At 49.3% G+C, this 21288-nt stretch carries 18 protein-coding genes and 1 tRNA gene; 9 read left to right on the top strand and 10 right to left on the bottom strand.

Features of this window, described 5'->3' with window-relative positions; all coding sequences use genetic code 11:
- Window positions 1-113: 113 nt before the first annotated feature.
- The 3 genes from ABXR35_RS14345 to ABXR35_RS14335 all read right to left on the bottom strand — a co-directional run bounded on the left by ABXR35_RS14345 (window position 114) and on the right by ABXR35_RS14335 (window position 2829).
- Window positions 114-1100, bottom strand: a complete 987-nt coding sequence (locus ABXR35_RS14345; protein WP_367061753.1) for a LacI family DNA-binding transcriptional regulator — start codon at window positions 1098-1100, stop codon at window positions 114-116.
- A gap of 299 nt (window positions 1101-1399) precedes the next feature.
- Window positions 1400-2056, bottom strand: coding sequence for a peptide-methionine (S)-S-oxide reductase MsrA (locus tag ABXR35_RS14340; RefSeq protein WP_367061750.1), 657 nt, complete (start codon window positions 2054-2056; stop codon window positions 1400-1402).
- 284 nt (window positions 2057-2340) lie between these two features.
- Complete coding sequence (locus ABXR35_RS14335) at window positions 2341-2829, bottom strand: PTS sugar transporter subunit IIA (protein WP_367061747.1); 489 nt, start codon at window positions 2827-2829, stop codon at window positions 2341-2343.
- A gap of 443 nt (window positions 2830-3272) precedes the next feature.
- Between ABXR35_RS14335 and ABXR35_RS14330 the strand changes: the two genes are divergently transcribed.
- Together ABXR35_RS14330 and ABXR35_RS14325 are read left to right on the top strand one after the other, a co-directional pair.
- Window positions 3273-3926 (top strand): chromate transporter, encoded by a 654-nt coding sequence (locus ABXR35_RS14330; RefSeq protein ID WP_367061744.1) that lies wholly within the window; start codon window positions 3273-3275, stop codon window positions 3924-3926.
- Window positions 3927-3938: 12 nt separating this feature from the next.
- Window positions 3939-4475 carry a chromate transporter gene (locus ABXR35_RS14325; RefSeq protein ID WP_367061741.1) on the top strand — a complete coding sequence of 179 codons (537 nt, stop codon included), beginning with the start codon at window positions 3939-3941 and terminating at the stop codon, window positions 4473-4475.
- Window positions 4476-4612: 137 nt separating this feature from the next.
- Here the strand turns inward: ABXR35_RS14325 and ABXR35_RS14320 are convergent, their stop codons facing one another.
- A complete protein-coding gene (locus ABXR35_RS14320) occupies window positions 4613-5851 on the bottom strand; it encodes a Zn-dependent hydrolase (protein ID WP_367061738.1) in 1239 nt (412 codons plus the stop codon).
- 491 nt (window positions 5852-6342) lie between these two features.
- Between ABXR35_RS14320 and udk the strand changes: the two genes are divergently transcribed.
- Together udk and ABXR35_RS14310 are read left to right on the top strand one after the other, a co-directional pair.
- On the top strand, window positions 6343-6990 hold the full coding sequence (gene udk, locus ABXR35_RS14315; protein ID WP_367061735.1) for a uridine kinase: 648 nt from the start codon (window positions 6343-6345) through the stop codon (window positions 6988-6990).
- A gap of 283 nt (window positions 6991-7273) precedes the next feature.
- Window positions 7274-7828: a 5' nucleotidase, NT5C type gene (locus ABXR35_RS14310; RefSeq protein ID WP_367061732.1), complete on the top strand. Its 555-nt coding sequence runs from the start codon at window positions 7274-7276 to the stop codon at window positions 7826-7828.
- 178 nt (window positions 7829-8006) lie between these two features.
- Here the strand turns inward: ABXR35_RS14310 and ABXR35_RS14305 are convergent, their stop codons facing one another.
- Together ABXR35_RS14305 and ABXR35_RS14300 are read right to left on the bottom strand one after the other, a co-directional pair.
- On the bottom strand, window positions 8007-8891 hold the full coding sequence (locus ABXR35_RS14305; protein ID WP_367062785.1) for an NAD(P)-dependent oxidoreductase: 885 nt from the start codon (window positions 8889-8891) through the stop codon (window positions 8007-8009).
- Window positions 8892-9083: 192 nt separating this feature from the next.
- On the bottom strand, window positions 9084-10661 hold the full coding sequence (locus ABXR35_RS14300; RefSeq protein WP_367061730.1) for a right-handed parallel beta-helix repeat-containing protein: 1578 nt from the start codon (window positions 10659-10661) through the stop codon (window positions 9084-9086).
- Window positions 10662-10897: 236 nt separating this feature from the next.
- On the opposite strand from ABXR35_RS14300, the gene ABXR35_RS14295 reads away from it, so the two are divergent.
- The 5 genes from ABXR35_RS14295 (at window position 10898) to ABXR35_RS14275 (ending at window position 16872) form a co-directional block, all read left to right on the top strand.
- Complete coding sequence (locus ABXR35_RS14295; RefSeq protein WP_367062783.1) at window positions 10898-11263, top strand: DUF1304 domain-containing protein; 366 nt, start codon at window positions 10898-10900, stop codon at window positions 11261-11263.
- Between the two features lie 684 nt (window positions 11264-11947).
- Complete coding sequence (locus ABXR35_RS14290; protein ID WP_367061727.1) at window positions 11948-13849, top strand: PrkA family serine protein kinase; 1902 nt, start codon at window positions 11948-11950, stop codon at window positions 13847-13849.
- A gap of 21 nt (window positions 13850-13870) precedes the next feature.
- Window positions 13871-15136 (top strand): sporulation protein YhbH, encoded by a 1266-nt coding sequence (yhbH, locus tag ABXR35_RS14285; RefSeq protein WP_367061724.1) that lies wholly within the window; start codon window positions 13871-13873, stop codon window positions 15134-15136.
- Between the two features lie 34 nt (window positions 15137-15170).
- Entirely contained in the window at window positions 15171-16415 is a 1245-nt protein-coding gene (locus tag ABXR35_RS14280) for a SpoVR family protein (protein WP_367062781.1), read from the top strand.
- Between the two features lie 241 nt (window positions 16416-16656).
- A complete protein-coding gene (locus tag ABXR35_RS14275; RefSeq protein ID WP_367061721.1) occupies window positions 16657-16872 on the top strand; it encodes a hypothetical protein in 216 nt (71 codons plus the stop codon).
- A gap of 6 nt (window positions 16873-16878) precedes the next feature.
- Here ABXR35_RS14275 and ABXR35_RS14270 read toward each other — a convergent pair whose 3' ends face one another.
- The 4 genes from ABXR35_RS14270 to ABXR35_RS14255 form a co-directional block, all read right to left on the bottom strand.
- On the bottom strand, window positions 16879-17202 hold the full coding sequence (locus tag ABXR35_RS14270) for a PH domain-containing protein (protein ID WP_367061719.1): 324 nt from the start codon (window positions 17200-17202) through the stop codon (window positions 16879-16881).
- 109 nt (window positions 17203-17311) lie between these two features.
- Entirely contained in the window at window positions 17312-18703 is a 1392-nt protein-coding gene (locus ABXR35_RS14265) for an MATE family efflux transporter (RefSeq protein WP_436669368.1), read from the bottom strand.
- A 312-nt stretch (window positions 18704-19015) separates the two neighbouring features.
- Window positions 19016-19099: transfer RNA gene (locus tag ABXR35_RS14260), tRNA-Leu, on the bottom strand.
- Window positions 19100-19257: 158 nt separating this feature from the next.
- Window positions 19258-21249, bottom strand: a complete 1992-nt coding sequence (locus ABXR35_RS14255; protein ID WP_367061716.1) for a DUF2961 domain-containing protein — start codon at window positions 21247-21249, stop codon at window positions 19258-19260.
- Window positions 21250-21288 lie beyond the last annotated feature (39 nt).

Here is a 21288-nt window from a genome sequence, read left to right as displayed (position 1 = left end):
TTCTATATTGAGTTGCCACTGCAACTTTGCTATCTTCCATCATACCATACTCCTTTTTCCCCATAGGGAGTGCAGCATCGGTTGCATCTACAGTCCACATCAAAAAACCGCTGTCAGCGTGCAGCGGTTGATTCGCGGACAATGAGCTGTGGGCGAATGCAAATGCCCTGTACAGGTTGCTCCGGTTGATTCATTTTGTTCAGTAGTAGCTCCACTGCCGTGCGTGCCATCTCGTCTGCGGGTTGTCGCACCGTGGTCAGCAGCGGACGCAGCTGGGAGGAGATATTCTGATCGTCGTAACCGATAATCGAGAGATCGTGCGGAATACGAATACCGCCATTCATCAGGGAATTGATCAATCCAATCGCAATATAGTCATTTCCGGCGAATACGGCTTCTGGCAATGTCCCCTCCTGCAACCAGCGCTGCCCGGTTTCATATCCAAACGCAACGGTATACGTTCCCTGCTCTACCAGCGGCTCCACTCCAGCTTCCTTCAATGCCTGCGTAAATCCACTGCGCCGCTCGCGTGTGCTCAAAAATAATTCATCTCCACACAAATGTACAATCCGGCGATGCCCCAGCTCCAGCAAATGCCGTCCAGCGATATATCCGCCGTGCGCATTGTCGATGGAGATCGCTTCTGCGCTATGCTGCGGCAGCTGATTGTCGATAATCACATACGGAATATCCCGCTTGGCTAGCTCATCCGCTAGTTCTTTTTCCTCGACTGGCGACAGCAGAATCATGCCATCCAAACGATCCTCCTGCATCATATAATGCTCGCCATGCTCGCTAAGCCCCGTCGATACCGAAATTGCCAGATAATATCCCTGCATCGCGAGTAGATCGTTAATCTCCTTGGCAACCGTATCGAAAAAGGAATCATGTAATGTCGTCAAAATCAATCCAATCGTGCCTGTCCGCCCGCGTGCTAATGAGCGTGCGGCAGCGCTAGGTCGGTAATCCAGCTCACGAATTGCTTCCAGCACCTTGAGTCGGTTTTTCTCCCGCACCGTTCCTGCCCCATTTAACACACGGGATACTGTTACGACGGATAATCCCGCCCGTTTGGCTACGTCAAAAATACTCGGTTTCATAGTCATATACGCTCCTATTGCTAAGGATACAGGCTGAATCATTCCTTTATCGTTGATGAAGATCGAAATACATACGGAAATATACAGTATCCTCCCAAGCATATGGTCAGATACACTAGCTCCATTCATCATCTTCATATGCTGATGTATCGCTCAATTGGAATTTCGTATCTCCCATCGATCCATATGTTATATGTAAGACACAGCCGTTAATGCCGATATGCCATGCCTGTAATCGTACTTAGTATACAGGAATAATGGTAAACTTTACCACTCCACCTTCTTATTTATTGCTACTATCAAGTGAGCGATAGCAGCAATGCTCGATACTGTTCCTGCTGCTGCTCATTTAGCGGCTCCTGCCAGTGCTCCAGCTCAGCGAGGAGATCAGCTACTGTTATAGCTTCTCGGCTCCATCCGTTCAAGCGAGCCGCCAGCGTCGATTGCAGAGCCTGTTCACGATTGGTAAATAAGGAATCCAGCGCTGCCAGCACCTCCGGCTTACGCTGTAAATAATATTTTTGATGCCGTTCTTCGGCAAGATAAAAGGTACTACATGGCTGAATTTCTGTATATGCGCGTGATTCATGTTCGGCTTGTAGACGCTGGATGATGTTCCGTTGATCTTCATGTTCGTAGAGGAGAATCGACCGATATTGGCGGCTATCCTTGTACGTGTTAATGACTTCTGGACGATGATGTTCCCAGAACAAGGTGAGCAATGTTTCGAGTGGCAACACATCAGGGTTATATTCCAGCCGAATGGTTTCCGAATGATCGCCCATCTGCCGATACACCGGCTGCTCTGTCGTTCCACCCGCATATCCAGTAGATGTATGCACTACGCCTTTCAATGCGCCCAGCCATGATTCTGGACCCCAGAAGCAGCCCAGTCCGAGTGTGATGCGTTGTATGGAGATGTCGTCCTTCGGATTGCTCTGTGCATCATAGTTCATGTTGTATTCCCCCTACTTTTCGGCTCGTTATGCTGGATTGTCACTTGCCACTGCTGTTTGGCTGAGATCATTTCCATCCAGTCGCTATCTACGTAGTATCTATCTGCTCTCTCTTGTATATAAAGAAAAATCCTGCCCGCCTAAACGGCAGCGACAGGACTCGGACTCATATTCGTATTCGTATTCGTATTCGTATTCGTATTCGTATTCGTATTCGTATTCGTATTCGTATTCGTATTCAGAAATTGTACATTCCTTCTATAAAATCGGCAATAGTAATCAGCTTACAGGTTCACTTGTAGTACCTTATCCTGTCCCGCTGTAACACTGCCCGTATATTCCTCTACGCTTTTCACCGTGTCCTGTCCGTCCGGTATGATGATCGGTGTGATGACCGGATAGCCCGCCGCCTGAATATGTGCAATATCAAATTCCAGCAGCAATTGTCCCTGTTTTACCTTGTCGCCAGTAGCCACGTGAGCGGTAAAGCCTTCTCCCTTGAGCGAAACGGTATCTACCCCGACATGGATCAGCACCTGCACACCGGAGCTATGCTCCACTAATAGAGCGTGACGAGTTTTGAATAGTTGGGCGATTTTACCGTCGAAGGGGGCATGGACTTTACCTTCCTTCGGTTCAATCGCAATGCCTTGTCCCATCAGCTTCTCGGCAAATGCTGGATCAGGTACTTGAGATAGATCCACCGCCTGACCAGTGATCGGCGATAGTGCTTCAATGGGTTGCGTCTTTCCTTTTTTGAAAAATGACAGCATGGTTGGTTCCTCCTTATGATGACGGCGAGCAGACAGTGATCTGGTTGCAGGAGCATAGGTGGTCTGCGATTTCATCATTCTCTATATTATGATTCCGCCGGATTTTGGCTTCTATGATACGTGCCGTTCCAAGCGATTGTCAAATTCAGTGACTTTTTACCAAAACCGAAAAAACTCATTATAGCCTTGTTTATTGTTTAGAAAAAGAACGATTGCTTCGAAGGCTTTTAGATGCTTTTATCCAATGATTATGTCTACAAAAGCCCATTATATACTCATTTGCAGCATGATACTGTAGATTTGAACTTAAAATACGGTATTTCGGAAAGTATGGCGTCTGCTTATCATTATGTTTTCAAACATGCTTCTCTGTTCATCAATAAGTTAATTTCATTTTGAAAAAAAGATGATATACTAGAAGTATACAGAAAGGACGGATGGGTATGAAAACTTCAAGTTCCCAGCAGACGCGAGTATCGGAGCGTTTGCGCATGCTGGTGGAGCTGTTTGTGGTCTTTTTCAAAATTGGACCGGCGACGTTTGGCGGAGGGTATGCGATGATTCCGATGATCGAGCGCGAGGTGGTCGAGCGGCGGCGCTGGATACCGCAGGAGGAAATGAACAATCTGTTATCGGTCGCTGGTTCCGCACCGGGCGGTGTAGGCGTGAATGCGTCGGCGTTTGTCGGCTACCGGATGGCGGGGATTGGCGGGGCGATTGCGGCGACACTTGGGATTACGCTGCCGACGTTTTTGATCGTGTTTGGATTGAGTCTGTTTTATTCATTCTTCCAAAATGAGCCAAAAGTACAGGCGGCGTTTCAAGGGATCAAGGGCGCAGTGATCGGGCTGATTGCTGTCGCTGCGTATCGGATGGGCAGAAATTCACTATTCGACTGGACGACAATCGCTGTATCGGCTGGTTCGCTCATGATTCTGCTACTCACAGGGCTTAATCCGGTCTTTCTCATCCTTGCCGGATTGATTATTGGACTGGTTATCATCCGTATTAAAATGGCACTCGGCTTGCAGGCGCGTACCGAAAAACAGCGTCATGCGACATCAGCGTCTCAAGCGTATATCGAATATTATATTTAAGAAGGTGTACCCATGCTGTTATGGCAGCTATTTTTATCTTTTTTGAAAATTGGGTTTGTTTCGTTCGGTGGCGGTTATGCGGTAATCCCGCTCATTCAGCATGATGCGGAGCAATTCGGCTGGATGAGCGCGGATACGTTTCGCCAAACCATATCCATCGCAGGCATGGCGCCCGGTTCGATCGCAACCAATAGTGCGACGCTGATCGGTTATGATGTGGCGGGGATAGCTGGTGCGTTTGCTGCGACAACAGGGATTGTATTGCCGTCGCTGGTGCTGGTTATTACGCTCGCAGGATTGTTTTACCGACTCGGTAGCAGCCCTATGGTGAAGTCATCCTTTTACGGATTGCGTCCGATTGTGACTGGGTTGATCGTGTATGCTGCCATTCACTTCGGATTGGGCAACGGCTGGGATGCACTGCTGCAATGGAAAACATGGCTGACACTGCTGATTGGAGCAGGCGTATTTGTGGCAATCGTCAAATACAAGGCACATCCGCTACTGGTCATCCTTGGCTCGGCAGTGATGGGCATCGTATTGTTTTAATATCCATATAATAGGTATTCCGTATGCTCAAATCAAAGAGGCATAGCACAGCGAAAATGACTGCGGCTATGCCTCTTTGGTATACCATGCGACGGATCTTTGCTTCTTTGCTTATACCGTGACTACAAGTGGATATATTACAGCTTGGATTGCTCCTGCAATAGCATAATTGCTTCCAGCAGCACATTCACACCCTGCGCGCATTCTTCATAGGAGGTGAATTCTTTCTCACAATGGCTTTTACCTTTGACACTCGGCACAAATACCATCGCCGACGGCAGAAAGTCCGCTACAAACTGCGCATCATGCCCAGCGCCGCTTGCCATAGTTTTGTGCGAGTAGCCGAGCGTCTGCACCGCCTGCTGCAAGGTAGCACAAATGTGTTGATCAAACCAAACCGTATTCCGATTCCATAGTCGAGTCGCTGTCACCTCACACCCACCCTGCTGCTCCGGCAATGCGTGAATGATCTCCTCCACCTGCCGCACGATCTGTTCATCCTTATGCCGCGCTTCCAGTGTGAAGACGACACGATTCGGAATCACAGTATGAATATTCGGATACACATTGGCGCGTCCCATCGTGTACACCAGATCGTAGTCCAGCGTTTCCAACTGCTCACGCAATAGCATCACCAGATCATTGGCTGCAAAAAAAGCATCCCGCCGCATATCCATCGGAGTCGTTCCGGCATGATCCGATTCGCCAGTCACTTCAATCTCGTAACAGACCATCCCGACCACACAATCCACTAGACCAATACTCACATTCTCGCGCTCCAGCACCGGTCCCTGCTCGATATGCAGCTCCAAATATGCCGTCGCTTCCTTGATCCGGTTGGCAACATCGCCAGCATATCCGCTCTGCTCCAGCGCTTCGCGAAAGCTGATACCATCTGGATCAGTTTTGTTCAGCATCGTTTCCTTATCAAAGCGTCCTGCTAGTACGCCGGAAGCCATCATCGATGGCTCAAAGCGCGCGCCCTCTTCATTCGTAAAATTCATAACGGTGATGGGAATACGCGGCTGAATGCCGTAATCCTTGAGTGTGCGTACAATCTCTAGCCCTGCTAGTACGCCGAGGATACCATCAAAACGCCCGCCCTTTTTGACGGTATCCATATGGGAGCCGATCACAATCGGCGGCGCCTGCTCCGTACCTTCCAGTGTCGCGTACATACAGCCCATATCGTCCACAGTCATCTGCATATCCAACTCCTCACAGCACTGTCGAAAATACTGCCGTACTGCAATATCCTGTTCGCCCAGCGCCAGTCGTGTGACTCCATTCTGCTCGGTACGTCCATAGTCCGCAAATCGTTCGATTGTCTGCTCCAGTCGCTGCACATTGACCAACCATTGTTGCTGCTGCTTCATCTGTATCACTCCACTCTTCAGATTTGGGATGCCGAAACGCAAGGTCCCGCCGATTTCCATATCTTCTATACTAAAGCAATGGTTGTGAATGTCATTTGACAAAATGTAATATTTCCTGCACAAACCTTTTGAAATCAGGTGAAAAATCGCGCCAGCTGTGCTATTCTAAAATATTAGTAGTGTGTAAAATCCGGTTTCGTCGGTAAGATTGCCATTTTCGGCAGCCGACATGCTCCAAACGGGCAACCGGGTCACGGAATATCCATAAAAGAATGATGCAATCTACGCGCCGCGGCTGAAGCTTTTCTTACAGTGGCGGCTTACCGTCCGGGTTCACTCGACTCGGATCGGACAGAGGCATAACCGGCTTACTTACGGATACGACAGTGCAAGCTGAGGAACGAACCGCTGCTAAGGCAACTCGTGATACGCTTGCTGCACCGTACCGCACTATATTGTGTTTTTATTCCAGGGAGGTTTATTTTAACGCCATGCTCATTATTGGTATTGCCGGTGGCACCGGTTCAGGCAAGACAACAGTCGCACGCTCGGTCATTGAACGTTTGAGTGCAGGCAAGGAAGTTACGTTTATTTCGCAGGACAATTACTACAAGGATCATACGCATCTGAATCTGGAAGAACGCGCGCTGATCAACTATGATCACCCGTTTGCCTTTGATAATGAGCTGCTGATCCAGCATCTTGGCGAGCTGAAGCAAGGTCAAGTGGCACATGCGCCAGTGTACGATTTTACTATGCACGCGCGCTTTACAGATCAAACGCTGGAACTACAGCCGAACAATATCGTGATTATCGAAGGGCTGCATGTGCTGTCCGACGAGAAGCTGCGTGAACAGCTGGACATCAAGGTGTTCGTGGATACAGACCCGGATGTACGCATCCTGCGCCGTGTACTGCGTGACATCGAGGAACGCGGACGCAGCATTCAGTCGATTCACCAGCAGTATCTGACCACAGTGAAGCCGATGCACGAAGCTTTTATCGAGCCTTCCAAAAAATATGCAGACCTGATCATTCCTGAAGGTGGGCATAACGAAGTCGGTATTCAACTGCTGTCGATCCTGACAGAAAAATACCTGTCCGGTGAAGAATGGACAGGTGCAAAACGCACCGACTAAGCAGCTGTACGTGATCTGAACATGACCACGCCGAAGTCGACTATCAGCAGTGATGGAATATTTGGAGCGTAGCGTTAGCGAACAGAGTAACGACATAGTACAGGCTGATGAGATAGATGAATCATTTCTCGCATATATAGGCAGGCTCTGATGGAGCCTGCTTTTTGTTTGCCTGTCAGGATTCGTTTTGCTATTTCCCAGATGCTCCGCTACAATTTGGATATTGTCTGTCATGTCTGAAATGGCAGACCGGTTTGCTTGAGGAATAAAGGAGGACGTTTCATTGGACAGGAAAATTGTCGCCATCGACATGGATGATACGCTGTGTCATCTACTGCCGCGGGCGATTCACTATCATAATGCGCTATACCCTGATCTACTGCTCACTATGGAGCAGATTGTGAATTTTGATATGAGCCGAATCTGGCATCATGAATGCTCGGAGGAGATCTTTTTCGGTCGACCGGGATTGTACGAGGAATTGGAGATTTTCGATGAATATACGATTGCTGAAGTGGAGAAGATCCATGCCAAGCATGATCTGATTATCGTGACTGCCGCCCGCCCATCGTCAGTGCCAGAAAAGTGGCGCTGGTTGCAGCAGCACTTGCCGTTTATTACGTATGACAATTTCTTCGTCGCCAAACGCAAATACCTGTTGGAATTCGATCTACTGATCGACGATGGTCCGCATAATCTGCTCGCTGCGCGTGACGTTGGCAAAAAGACGATTGGCATTCCGCGTCCGTGGAATCAGCCCATTCAATCAGAATTTGTGATGAAGGATTCGTGGCAGGGCATGAGCGAGCTGGTGGATGAGATCTTGAACAGCAACTGATTGCAGTGTCATCGGTTCAACGCTTCCAGACTTGTAGATCAGGAAGTAGATCGTATACGGTAGAAGTATAAACAAACAAAAGCCGCTATCCTCGGAGAGGAACAGCGGCTGTTTACTTTGGATCAACCAACTACTATGTGCATCGTATACTACGGTTTACATGACCGCTTGCGGATGCTTATTGAAACTGTGCTGTGAAATATTTGTACAGCACCTGTGTACCCTTTTCATCATAGCCTTGCTGGGATAGCTGCTGATATACCGATTCTGCCAGCGCCAATCCTGGCGTATCCAAGCCCATTTCTTTTGCCGAGTTCAGTGCAATGCCCATATCCTTAATAAAATGCTTCACATAAAAGCCCGGCTCAAAATCGCCTTGGATCATGCGCGGACCGAGGTTGCTAAGTGACCAGCTGCCTGCTGCGCCAGTAGCGATGCTTTTTAATACCGTTTCAGCATCCAGACCCGCAAATTTGGCATATGCCAGTGCTTCACATACGCCGAGCATATTGGAGGCGATGGCGATCTGGTTACACATTTTCGTATGCTGACCCGCACCTGGACCACCTTGTAGCACGATGTTAGTCCCCATCGTTTCTAGTAATGGCTGAATAGCGGCAAAGGATTCTTGTTCGCCACCGACCATGATCGACAGACGGGCTTCACGTGCGCCCACATCTCCGCCTGATACCGGAGCGTCAAAGGCGTGAATGCCCTTATCCTTTGCCAGTTCAGCAATGCGCTGTGCGAGCTGTGGACTGGAAGTGGTCATATCAATCACATACGAACCGGATGCGGCACGATTCAGAATACCGTCTTCTCCTAGATAAATATCTTCGACATCCTGCGGATAGCCAACCATCGTGATGATGACATTGCTTGCGGATGCCAGCTTGCCTGGCGATTCATGCCAAGTTGCGCCTTCATCCACCAGTTCCTGCGCGGAGGATGCTGTGCGTGTATACACATGCAGCGGATAGCCCGCCTTCTTGAGATGACGTGCCATGCTTTTGCCCATCACACCAATACCGATAAAACCTACTGCTGTTTCTGCCGGATTCATTGCCACTGTAATTGCCCCCTCAATTGGTTTTACATTGCCGATTGTGTTCACTGATCGATGATCAGTTCCAGTATGTCGCTGTCCATTATACCATTTTCACTGAGCATCATAGACCGAACAACGATACAGATACAGATACAGATACAGATACAGATCATACCGCATGCAGATCAGATAAGAATCACCTTACCATCATTGGTAAGCACCAATGGTGACGCTGGATGATGGTGCGTAAATTTTGCCGTCGCGGTCGAAGGCGCCTTTGAGGATATCGTTCCAGATTCCACTTTGACGTGCTGGTGAAGTAGATTGCAGATGAAAATTCGCTTTGACCGGATCGACCAATTGCGGCGCTGTCTGCATAGAATGGGCATCCTGCTTACTCCCTTTTTGATACGATGCCAACCCTTCATACGTATGCTCCTGCCAGCTCCAATACGCGGTATCGGCATTGCCGCTCAAGGCGTAGAGATTGTAATCCACTTTGTTGTTGGTGGATGGATAATCGTTGCGAATCAGCACGCCGGATGCGGACGATACCATAATGTTATTGAGTACTGTATTGCCAGACGTGCCATACTGAATCAATAGCTGTCCAGCTCCGTCGCCGCTCTCATTGGATAGGGTATCATTGCCATACAGCGTGTTGTTAATCATGACCGAGCCAGTTGTCGTACCGCGATCCTCGTCATACCCGCCAAATGCGATGCCCGTATATCGATTCTGGTATACGACATTGCTGCGTACGGTGATCCCCTGCGTCACTTTCCCTTTATGCTCCGATGCCAGCTCAATACCAATGTCGTTCCCATAGCTGGTATTACGCTCAATGACAATGTGTTTGCCACCGTCCACATAGATGCCACCTGCGCAATTGCAGTTGTTAGGCAGCTTTTTGCCATAGGAGGGGTTCTGGTTAGCTGAGATGTTGTAGACGGTATTGCCGGTGATGCGACCATTGCGTGCGGTATCGTATTTGTCGTCCGGTGATGTACCTTCATAGCCGATCACATCGATCCCGATATTGTCGCTGTCATGCACACTATTCCCAGAAACATTAAATCGCTCCACATTGCCGTTGATCACCATTGCTTCGCTAGAACCAAGCACCAGATTGTACAGCTCATTGCCGCTAATATTCAACTGCTGAATAGACGCAGGTGCTGCTGTGCCGTATACAGCGATGCCATGCGCATCCCGCCCTGCCAAATCATTACCTGTCGGTGTAGCCGTATTGCGGATATTGTATACATTATTGTTGAGCAGACTGATCTGTTTCCCAGCGCCATGCACATAGATGCCGACCGGGACCTGATCACGTTGAGTCGTCGTGTAGTTACGCACGGATATCCCTTCGATAGTAATATAGCTGGCATTGTTCAGCTCGATCAATCCCTGTATACCGTCCACTTTCAGACCTGTTCCATCCAGAATAGGATGCTCGTTTGTATAATTTTTAAATATTATATTGCCCGCACTCGCCGAACCGGAGCGCGTAATATACAGTCGTTCGCGATAAGTGCCAGAGCGAATATAGACGGTGCTGCCAGCTTCGGCATGATCGGCAGCGTATTGCAGCGTGCGCCACGGCGATTGCAATGTGCCATTACCAGTATCCTTACCTGTAGGCGCGACATAATGAGTAGCCGATGCTGCATAGGCTTGCTCCGATACTCTGGATTGCAGCATCCATGCAGTCAGCAGTAATAGTCCCGCTATAATGGCTATAGTTATCCATGTAGTTCTCCGTTGTATTCTCGTGTTGCGCATGAATAGGTAACCCCTTCCTTGATGAAATAGACAAAATAATGAATATAGCTGTATTCCTATGGATGGCTGAGGATCGAAAGCTGCTATAGATATAGGATTGTACGCAGTTTCTGTTATTATGATTGTAACGGCATCTAGGGAATTTACATACTCTTTTTAAAGGGGCTTGGCAAACTCGTAGAATGCGGGTACAGGTATTGTTGATTTTATTTTCATGAGGAAAGGCAGTGAATAGTATGCTTTCCATTTTGGCAGGCATTATGGTCGCGCTTGTGGCAATTGAGCATTTGTATATTTTGGTGATGGAGATGTTTTTGTGGACCACGCCGCGCGTGATGAAGACGTTTGGCACAACGCCGGAGCTGGCACAATCCACCTCGTCGATGGCGGCAAATCAAGGGCTGTACAACGGTTTTCTTGCGGCAGGCTTGATCTGGTCGTTGCTACATCCAAATGCTGACGTTGCGCATCAGCTGGCGATCTTTTTCCTAGTCTGTGTTATTGTGGCGGCGCTGTACGGCGGGCTGAGTGTAAAACGCTCCATTCTGTTGATGCAGGGATTGCCAGCAGTGATCGCCCTGCTTCTCGTGCTGGTCAGCTGATGGCTGATGGCTGATGGCTGATGGCTGATGGCTGATGGCTGATGGCTGATGGCTGATGGCTGATGGCTGATGGCTCAAGTATGGTAAGGGGTAAGGCGATACAATCAACTATATTTTATGATCAATCGGAGATAGGGAGAACGCTCACATGCGAAGCTGCCCTACTCCGATTGTTTTTGTTTTACGCCCATCCGAATCTTTAAGATGACCAGCTTGTGCGCGCTCCCCTATCCGCTTCGTGCGATAGTTATTTTTTATCCCGTTTGCGCTCTGATCATTTTTCCTTATCCAGCCTCCCTGCTCACTGATCCGATGGTATAATCCTGTTATTCCTCTTCTACACAGTGATCACACCTTACAACCCTCTACCCTATTTTCCAAAGCAATTATCGATTGATTCATGGATTTTCTATGTAGATTATCTGACTTCATTGGAAAATAAAGTTTATCATCTGCTCATTCCTATACACTATTCGTTTACTTTCTATAGAATTATGTTAATTTAACTGTCGATAGATGACAGAAGTTATGCTAGAATTTAAAAACAACAAAATACCCACTCTGTTTCATCTCATTTGATGGAATGTCGTTGCAGCTCTTGTCAAACGTTGAAGTTGTTGCCGGACGTCTGGATTCCGTGACCTCGAACTTTTCGTAAAAGACATGTATAGGGAGGCGGTCAGCATGACATTCTTGGACAAATTAATGGCCTACCGGGATCAGGAGCATGATCTCCACTGGGAGGGCACATTTCTCGACTACCTCAGACTGGTGAAGGAGCATCCGCATATTGCTGGTACGGCGCATGAACGCGTCTATCGGATGATCGAACATGCAGGCATCACTGAGCTGGGGGACGGACGGCGAGAATATCAATTTTTTAGCGGTACGCTGTTTGGGTTGGAGGATGCGATTCAATTGCTGGTGGAAGAATATTTTCGCCCAGCAGCACAGCGGCTGGATGTACGTAAACGGCTACTGTTACTAATGGGACCCGTCAGTGGTGGTAAATCGACACTCGTTACCCTACTCAAAAACGGTCTGGAACAATTCACTCGAACTCCAGAAGGTGCGGTCTATGCGATACAGGGTTGCCCGATGCAGGAGGAACCGCTTCATCTCATTCCGCGCGAATTGCGCAAGGAATTTGGCAACGAATATGGTGTGCATATCGAAGGCGATCTTTGCCCGGTATGTCGCATGAAGCTGGAACACGAATATGGCGGACGCATCGAGGAAATGCCTGTCGAACGAGTACTCTTTTCCGAAAGCGGACGCCGTGGAATCGGCACCTTCGCCCCATCTGATCCCAAATCACAGGATATTGCCGACCTAACAGGCAGTATCGACTTCTCCACCATCACCCAATACGGTTCCGAATCCGATCCGCGCGCCTACCGTTTTGACGGTGAGCTGAACAAGGCGAATCGCGGTCTGATGGAATTCCAAGAAATTCTGAAATGTGATGAGAAATTTCTCTGGAATCTATTGTCGTTGACTCAGGAAGGCAATTTCAAAGCGGGACGCTTCGCCCTCATATCCGCCGACGAATTAATCATCGCCCACACCAACGAAACGGAATATCGCACCTTCATCTCCAATAAAAAGAACGAAGCCCTCCATTCTCGCATGATCGTCATGCGTGTTCCCTACAATCTCAAAGTTACGCAAGAAGAACGCATTTACCAGAAGCTCGTTGACGCTTCCGGCTTGAATCATCAGGTTCACCTCGCCCCTGGCGCTCTCGGTACCGCTTCGATCTTCACTGTACTTTCGCGTCTCAAGGAACCAAAAAAGCCCGGCATTGATCACATCAAAAAAATGGCACTCTACGACGGCACACAGGTCGATGGTATCAAATCCGGCGAGGTCGAGGAGCTACACCGCGAACATCAGGACGAAGGCATGTCTGGCGTCGATCCACGCTATGTGATCAATCGTATCTCCAGCGCCTTGATCAAGGGCAACAAGCCGTGTATTAACGCACTGGATGTACTGCGTTCACTCAAGGAAGGGCTGGATCATCATCCGTCGATTACAAAGGACGAGCGCGAGCGTCTGCTCAATCTGATCACCACCGCCCGCCGTGAATACGACCATCGCGCCAAAACGGAAGTGCAGCGCGCGTTTGTCTATTCCTTTGAAGAATCAGCACATACGATGCTGAACAATTATCTCGACAATGTAGAAGCGTATTGCAGCGGTCACAAAATGCCCGATCCCATCACCAGTGAGGAGCATGATCCCGATGAGAAGCTGATGCGCTCCATCGAAGAACAGATTGGCATTACAGAGAATCAGAAACGAGCGTTCCGCGAAGAAATTTTGATCAAAATCTCCTCCTTCGCCCGTCGTGGTCGCAAATTTGAATACACCTCCCATGAACCACTCAAAGATGCGATTGAGAAAAAGTTGTTCACCGACCTCAAGGACGTGATCAAAATTACAACCTCGTCTATGAATCCTGACGAAACGCAGGTAAAACGTATGAATGAAGTGTCTCGCCGTCTGATCGAACATCATGGCTACTGTGCAGTATGCGCCAACGATCTGATGAAATACGTCGGCAGTCTGCTTAACCGGTAAGCCGAAAGGAAGGGAACGAACATGGATAATCGTCTGTTCGTGCTGTCGCAAGATGACTGGTCCCTTCACCGTAAAGGCGAAATGGATCAGGAACGACATAAACGCAAGGTAAAAGAAGCAATTCGCCAAAACCTTGCCGATCTGGTGAGTGAGGAATCGATCATCATGCCACAGGGCGATAAAATGGTCAAAGTGCCTATTCGCAGTCTAGATGAGCCGCGCTTTCGCTATAATTACAACGATGAACCGCAGGTTGGGCAGGGGCAAGGCGGTACGCAGGTAGGCGATGTAGTCGGGCAAGCTGATCCCAACGGTCAACCCGGAGCACCCGGCAGTGGTCCGGGGCAAGGTGGACGCGAAGCGGGCGACCAGCCGGGCGTCGATTATTACGAAGCTGAGCTGTCGATCGACGAGCTGGCAGAGCTAGTATTTGAAGACTTGAAGCTGCCGCGATTGAAGCCCAAGGCAGCGCAGGAGATGATGGTCGATGACATTCGATTCGACGATGTGCGCAAGCAAGGCATGGTGTCCAATATCGACAAGCGCCGTACTCTATTCGAAGCGATCAAACGGCAGGCGCTAAACGGCGGGCTTGCAGGCGTACCGGGTTCAACTGCCATTCCTTCTAGCAGCGGCATATCCATTGGCAGCCCTAGTGCGGATACAGCTCCCACGCCTGTACTTGGTCCGATTATCGGCGATGATGTGCGCTACAAAACATGGGAAGACATCCATAAGCCGCAATCGTCTGCGGTGGTACTGGCAATGATGGATACGTCCGGCTCGATGGGAACATTTGAAAAGTATGTCGCCCGCAGCTTCTTTTTCTGGATGGTGCGCTTTTTACGTACAAAGTACGAACATGTGAATATCCGCTTTCTAGCGCATTCTACAGAGGCTAAGGAAGTAGACGAGGAGTCCTTTTTCCACAAAGGCGAAAGCGGCGGCACCAAATGCTCATCCGTGTATGAGCTAGCGCTCAAGCTGATTCACGATGAGTATCCGCCTGATCTGTTCAATACGTATGCTTTTCACTTTTCCGATGGTGATAATCTGAGTAGCGACAATCCGCAGACGATTCAATGCGCTCGGCAGCTACTAGAGCAGGTGAATATGCTGGGCTATGGCGAGATTCGTCAGCGCGGGTATGGTAGCTATGGCAGTCGGCAGCTGTGGGATTCGCTAGGCAAGCTAGATTCGCCCGCCTTTGTACAGGCATTGCTGCAAGACAAGGACGATGTATTCAACACGCTAAAAGCCTTTTTCGGTGATGAGATCGCCAGTTGATTCACGATCCTACAGGAAAGGAGTGGCACAGATGATTATGGAGAGCGAGATTCAACAGCTGGAGCAGTCGGTGGAGCAGCTGACACAATCAGCGCTATCGCATGGACTGGACTTTTTCCCGATGCGGTATCAGTTTTGCCCGTCAGAGGTGTTATATTCCATCGGTGCCTACGGGATGCCGACCCGATTTGCGCATTGGAGCTTCGGCAAGGCGTATCATCGGATGAAGTCAGAATATGATCATGGATTAAGCAAAATCTATGAGCTGGTGATCAACTCCGATCCGTGCTATGCCTTTCTGCTGGACAGCAATACCCTGCTGCAAAATAAGCTCATCGTCGCCCATGTACTAGGGCATAGCGACTTTTTCAAAAACAATGCCATGTTCCGCGGCACTGACCGTCAGATGGTGGATCGGATGGCGGTTTTCGCCGACCGAATGGAACACTTTGGGCAGGAATATGGCATGGATGAAGTGGAAGCGTTTCTCGATGCAGGCATTGCGATTCAGGAGCATGTCGATCCGTATGTACGCTTTGGCGGAGATGGCGGCTTTCGTGAATTGGATGGATCAGTCAAGGATATGATCGGCTTTGTTGCTGCACGCAGTCGGTATTTAGAGGAATGGCAGCGTGAGATTCTGCATATGCTGCGCGCAGAGATGCTGTACTTTTGGCCGCAAATGGAGACGAAGATCATGAATGAGGGTTGGGCGAGCTACTGGCATCTAAAGCTGGTAAGGGAGCTGGATCTGAGCGATTCGGAAGTGGTCGAATTTGCCAAAATGAATGCAGGTGTCATCCAACCCTCATCCGGGCGGATCAACCCCTACTATCTCGGTCTGATGATGCTGCGCCATATTGAGCGCCGCGAAGGGACGGAGGCGCTGTTTGAGATTCGGGAGATCGAATCGGATGTATCGTTTATCCGCAACTATCTGACGCGCGAGCTGGCGGAGGAGATGGATTTGTTCGTTTTTCAAAAAGAGCAGCAGGTGTATCGTGTGACCGCCAACAGTGTGAATGAAATTAAGGAGCAACTGATCCGCTCGCGCACCAACGGCGGCTTTCCCTACATTACGGTCAAGGACGATGATCTGCATGGACGTGGTGAGCTGCTGCTGCATCATCGATTTGACGGGATGGAGCTGGATCGCAAGTATATCGAGCGCACATTGCCGCTAGTGTTCAAGCTATGGGGACGTACGGTACATCTGATAACGATGACGGGTGGCAAGGAAAAGACGTATGTCTATGATGGTAACGAGTTAGTTGGCTGATCGGCAACAGCTTCTCTGAATGAAACAATAGATCCAATGACTACAAACCAAGTCGATTGTACAGTTCTTATTCAAATACAGCAAAAAGACCGGTAGTTTCCACAAGGTGGGAATGGCCGGTCTTTTATATTTCCTATCCCAATATTCTCATTTCCAGCTAAACCACGTATAATGGATTTACAACATTTCCCATATCCAAATAGATCCTACGTACATATTATTCTCATTGGAGGTCGTACGAATGACGCAAGCGATACAAATGTATGTCAAAAAACAGCTGGTCTGGGATGTACTCATGATTACTTTGTTCGTCATCGTTATGCCCGTCTGGATGAAAGCTCCGCTACGCGAAGCGATCGTGCTGGCAATGGCTATTTTGCCTTTCATTGCCGCCATCGGCATCTGGGGTCAGCACAACTTTATGAAACGACAGCAGCAGGCATCTTCGGAAGAATAGCTCGTATTACCCCTTCATATTATCGCGCTTAACCTTGTCGATCAACGCCATCAGCTCGCCGCGCTTCCAGACGACAAATCGGTACTCCGTTCCATTTGCTACGATGATGCGCATACCGTTCGGCACAAAGCCCAGCGTATTGCGCTTGCCCATCTGCACAATATCCTCGATCCAAATGTCCACCGGACCAGTCTGCACATTCAGCGCATGTGGCGTGAATACAATCCGTTGATTCGTAATGTGCATCAATCCGCCGACTCCTTCAATGCCTTTGAACAGATTCGCCATAATATTCTTTCTAACCATATATTCGTCTGGTAACAGCTCCATCACGATAACCTCCGTTTATGTATATACAGCAGAAGCGGCATCCAAATGCCGCCTCTCCTGCTGTGTGTTGCTATAGTATAATCACGTTCTATTTAATATGGGACACTCGCTAAATGATTCGATGCTGTAGCCACTTGTTCCCGTAGAATCGCTTGAGGAAGATTGCTCCCCGTACGCCCCACTCCAGATCCATTGCCAGCCAGACGCCGAGTACACCCCAGCCCATCACGACACCAAGAATGTAACCCATGACCACGCGGAACAGCCACATCGATAGCATGGAGATCATCGAGGTAAACTTGGCATCGCCCGCCGCTCGCAAGGCAGATGGCGTAATAAACGAAATGGACCATAGCGGAATCTGCACCAGCGTATTGACCAGCAGTACGATAAAGATCTCGTCCACGATCTCCGCTGGTGGATCAAACAGCGAAATTAGCGGATGGAACAACGGTAAAATAATCAGCCCCATCACGATAAACGACAGTGACGATAGCACCAGAAACGATTTCGTAAATTTGCGCGCCTCCTGCACATTGCCACTACCAATACAGATACCGACTACGGTAATGACAGTCAGCGACAGCGCATTGGCAGGAATTTGCATCGCTCCAGCAAGTGCTGAACAGATCGCATTGACCGCAATCGCATACGTACCCATGCCGACAATAAAGATCTGCGTCAGAATTTTACCGCCGTTAAAGAACATCTGCTCCGTCGCAAACGGGAAGCCGATAAAGAGGATTTTGCGGAACATTTCCCACTTCACCTTGAACAGCTCGCGCATGCGCACCTTGAGATTGATGTCCATTTTGAACAGATAATACAGCGCACAGGCTGCTCCGCCATAACGAGCGATATTCAGCGCAATCGTCATGCCGAGCACACCCAATCCCAATCCGTGAATAAATAGGAAGTTAAGCAGCACGTACAGCACATTCATAATCAGTGAGAGCATGAGCGACGCACGCGTACTACCCACGCCGCGTAGCGCTCCGCAAATCGCTTCTACAATCGCAATCCCTGCAAACGAAATACAGCTACCGATCAGATACGTTCGCGCATGACTCATGACATCCGCTTCCGCCGAGCCAAATAGCAAATTCAGTAGCGGCACATGCAGCGCGATACCGAAGATACCGACCACGATACCAAGTAAGGTAACGACCGAGACGGCGCTTGAGCTCGCTTCGGACACCTTTTTCACATTGCCATTGCCCTTGTACTGAGCGACCACAACTGTACCGCCTGTAGCGACCGCGATAAAGATACTAAACAGGAAAATATTCAGCGAGTCGATCATATTGACCGCACTGACCGCCGATACTCCGGCAGCACTGATCATCGCCGTATTGATCAGATTGAGTCCCATAATAAACGCTTGGTCGATCAAAATCGGAATGAACAGCGCGATGATCTGTCTGTAATGCATCGTAGCCCCGGAGAAATACCGATCCAGTACCCGATGCCCCCATTTCCAGCGTATTGCTTCTTCCATCATGGATTCACTTCTTTTTTTGTTAAGATTGGTTACTGCTCTGGTTCCAGCCTGTCCGACGGGTTTGCCAATTCGACTAAGAGTTGTCTAGCCTGTAGTCTTCAGGCTCTGTTTGTTATTGTCGTTCTCTATATTAAGACGATTGCCGACATTTATGAAGAGTAAAATGGAATTTTCTGAAATTATTTCTTTCCAGTAGGCTCTATCCTGCGTTATGCACATGATTTTGGAATATCCACGTGTCGATTGGAGAACAACCGATAAACAAAAGAAAAACTCTTCTGCAAGAGAAGAGTTTCGCTAGTAAAGCTATAATGCGGTCGAGAGGACTCGAACCTCCACGGGGGTAAGCCCACACGGACCTGAACCGTGCGCGTCTGCCAATTCCGCCACGACCGCAAATTGTTAGGTGATTGATTTCGCAACCACAAGAAAGATCATACCATGTATGGGAGAATGACGCAAGCATTTTTTATAATCATGTTTTAAGCGCTTACGGCTGCGCCATTCTTCCCCCCTATATCATGGCTGGTTGACCTATTTAAGGTCATTTCAGATCATTTCAAACTGTAAACCCAATAGTAAAATTCATTCCAAACCCGTGTCTCACCCTCCTGCACATATTCCAGCCGAATCGTCAATTGCTCCTTGCCTACTGTATACGCAGACGGAATCTCAAACTCGTCATCCAGCCAGCGTTTATACGAATTGCGGTCAGCAACATACCAGCTACGCTCCTGCACCTGCTGATCATCCACATACACAATCGCACGTTGCCGCCCAATCATCTGGTCAGAGCGTCGGCGTAGTCGCACTCCGGCATTGTTTGGCGATACCGCTACCGTGAATTGACTCCACCCTTCCGTTTCATGCCCTGTACTCGTTATAAGCACGTCGTCCGCATCGCCTTCGTAGCTGGATTCCAGCGTGTAATACCCTCGGCTGCCCTGCGTCCGATACTCGTGAATGCCTTCGGATGCTTTATTACCTACATCCAGTTCATCCGTCAGCACCATGCCGACTTCATCCTGTCCGTAGTAAAACAAAATACCCGAATGTCGCAAATACTGATTGTTAAACTCCCCCGCTTCGATCCCAAATACCAGTTCCTGCCGAAATGGATAACAATCACCACTGCACAGCCGCACCATCGACCATGGATTGTCCGGCAACCCATCATAAGCGGTAGCTGGATTCATCTCCGGCGGCGTTGGAAAGCCCCAGCCGTAATTCACCCAACTCTCCGAACCGTCACTCTCCACCTGCGGGGTCGCATTACCGTCGATATAGACGCGTACATCCCCTTCACAGCTAATGATGCCCGGTGTACGCGCGATTGCCGTCACCTGCCCTGCTACCATATGCCCACGCCCAGTAATCCGCCCGATAATACTGTCCTGTCCATGACTCGCTTGCAGTGGATAATATGCAGACGTGCGGAAATAGCCAGTATCCTGCTGTGGATACAGATGTGCATTTGCCGTTGTATACCGGATGTTCCACTGGGCAAACGCCACATCCTCACTCCCCCGATTATCTAACTGGATGTGCGCCCCGCTCCAATACGGCATCGGTAAATACTGATACCACTGCCCATCTTCGCGCTGCCCATGCGACAAAATTCCAATCCGGTTATACCCCAATTCATTGCCAAAAAAAGCCCCTAACGGACATTCCACATCTGGCTGCTCATGATCGTCCCAGTGCGCCACAATCCAGATGTCGTGCAGCAGTTGCTTCGGAATCTCTACGGTGGAATCCTCCTGCCAGCGTGCCTGAATGGATACAATACTGCCCGGCTCGTCCTGCTTCAGCACAGTGACTGTCTGCCCCGCAGAAAGCTGCAACTGCTCCAAGGTTACCGTTTCACCTTCCACCTGCGGCTTAGGGTCATCGCCTACATGAGTCCACTGATTCAACAGTTCGCTATCATCCTCGGTTCCGGTGAAGGTCTGGATACCCTGCGCGCTGGTATACGTATGGTACATCACATGCCCCCAGCCACCATCCCCTTTGGCAGCACCCTTCAGGCGAATATCCGTCGTAATCCGGCAGGATCGGGCAAATGGCATCGGCACAAAACTACGCACCACCCGAATCGGTCCCCTTCCATTGTCATCCGGTCCCATATACTGATCTGCCAGCGGTGCGGTAAACGGAGCCTTCTGCCCAAACTCCGAATGCCGAATCTGAAAACGAGGTTCTTCTTCTCCATCAAAATAAAAGAAAAACGTCGGCTCCTCACTGTCGGGATACCGATGCTGCACCAGATTATAAATACAGCCCGGTCCATCCACATCGAAGATCACCCATTCCTTGCCTTCCTTGTACAGCCACCAATCCCAATCGGCATTGAAGCCCTGCTTGTCGATACTACCTTCATAACGCACCTGTACGTTATTTCGCAGGCGAGGCAGCAGCTCCAAGCGCAGCAAGCTGTCGATACCGGCAGACACAGATGGAGCTGTGTCTGCATCTACTAGATCAGAGATTGCTCCCCCTGCTTCTGTATGCAAAATATACTGTGCTTCGTTTATAGGCTCCTTCATCTCATTCACCGCGTTTCTTCATAAAATGCAGCATCGCCG

Origin of the sequence: Paenibacillus sp. JQZ6Y-1, from assembly GCF_040719145.1 — a bacterium.
Classification (GTDB): Bacteria; Bacillota; Bacilli; order Paenibacillales; family Paenibacillaceae; genus Saccharibacillus; species Saccharibacillus kandeliae.
Note: the sequence above shows the minus strand (reverse complement) of the source record. Positions and strands in the feature narration are given on the sequence as shown.

Bases quoted from the DNA above. Each gene is read 5' to 3' on its own strand.
- ABXR35_RS14345 (WP_367061753.1), bottom strand. From the start codon at position 1,100: ATGAAACCGAGTATTTTTGACGTAGCCAAACGGGCGGGATTATCCGTC.
- ABXR35_RS14340 (WP_367061750.1), bottom strand. From the start codon at position 2,056: ATGAACTATGATGCACAGAGCAATCCGAAGGACGACATCTCCATACAA.
- ABXR35_RS14335 (WP_367061747.1), bottom strand. From the start codon at position 2,829: ATGCTGTCATTTTTCAAAAAAGGAAAGACGCAACCCATTGAAGCACTA.
- ABXR35_RS14330 (WP_367061744.1), top strand. From the start codon at position 3,273: ATGAAAACTTCAAGTTCCCAGCAGACGCGAGTATCGGAGCGTTTGCGC.
- ABXR35_RS14325 (WP_367061741.1), top strand. From the start codon at position 3,939: ATGCTGTTATGGCAGCTATTTTTATCTTTTTTGAAAATTGGGTTTGTT.
- ABXR35_RS14320 (WP_367061738.1), bottom strand. From the start codon at position 5,851: ATGAAGCAGCAGCAACAATGGTTGGTCAATGTGCAGCGACTGGAGCAG.
- udk (WP_367061735.1), top strand. From the start codon at position 6,343: ATGCTCATTATTGGTATTGCCGGTGGCACCGGTTCAGGCAAGACAACA.
- ABXR35_RS14305 (WP_367062785.1), bottom strand. From the start codon at position 8,891: ATGAATCCGGCAGAAACAGCAGTAGGTTTTATCGGTATTGGTGTGATG.
- ABXR35_RS14300 (WP_367061730.1), bottom strand. From the start codon at position 10,661: ATGCGCAACACGAGAATACAACGGAGAACTACATGGATAACTATAGCC.
- ABXR35_RS14295 (WP_367062783.1), top strand. From the start codon at position 10,898: ATGCTTTCCATTTTGGCAGGCATTATGGTCGCGCTTGTGGCAATTGAG.
- ABXR35_RS14290 (WP_367061727.1), top strand. From the start codon at position 11,948: ATGACATTCTTGGACAAATTAATGGCCTACCGGGATCAGGAGCATGAT.
- yhbH (WP_367061724.1), top strand. From the start codon at position 13,871: ATGGATAATCGTCTGTTCGTGCTGTCGCAAGATGACTGGTCCCTTCAC.
- ABXR35_RS14275 (WP_367061721.1), top strand. From the start codon at position 16,657: ATGACGCAAGCGATACAAATGTATGTCAAAAAACAGCTGGTCTGGGAT.
- ABXR35_RS14270 (WP_367061719.1), bottom strand. From the start codon at position 17,202: ATGGAGCTGTTACCAGACGAATATATGGTTAGAAAGAATATTATGGCG.
- ABXR35_RS14265 (WP_436669368.1), bottom strand. From the start codon at position 18,703: ATGATGGAAGAAGCAATACGCTGGAAATGGGGGCATCGGGTACTGGAT.
- ABXR35_RS14255 (WP_367061716.1), bottom strand. From the start codon at position 21,249: ATGAAGGAGCCTATAAACGAAGCACAGTATATTTTGCATACAGAAGCA.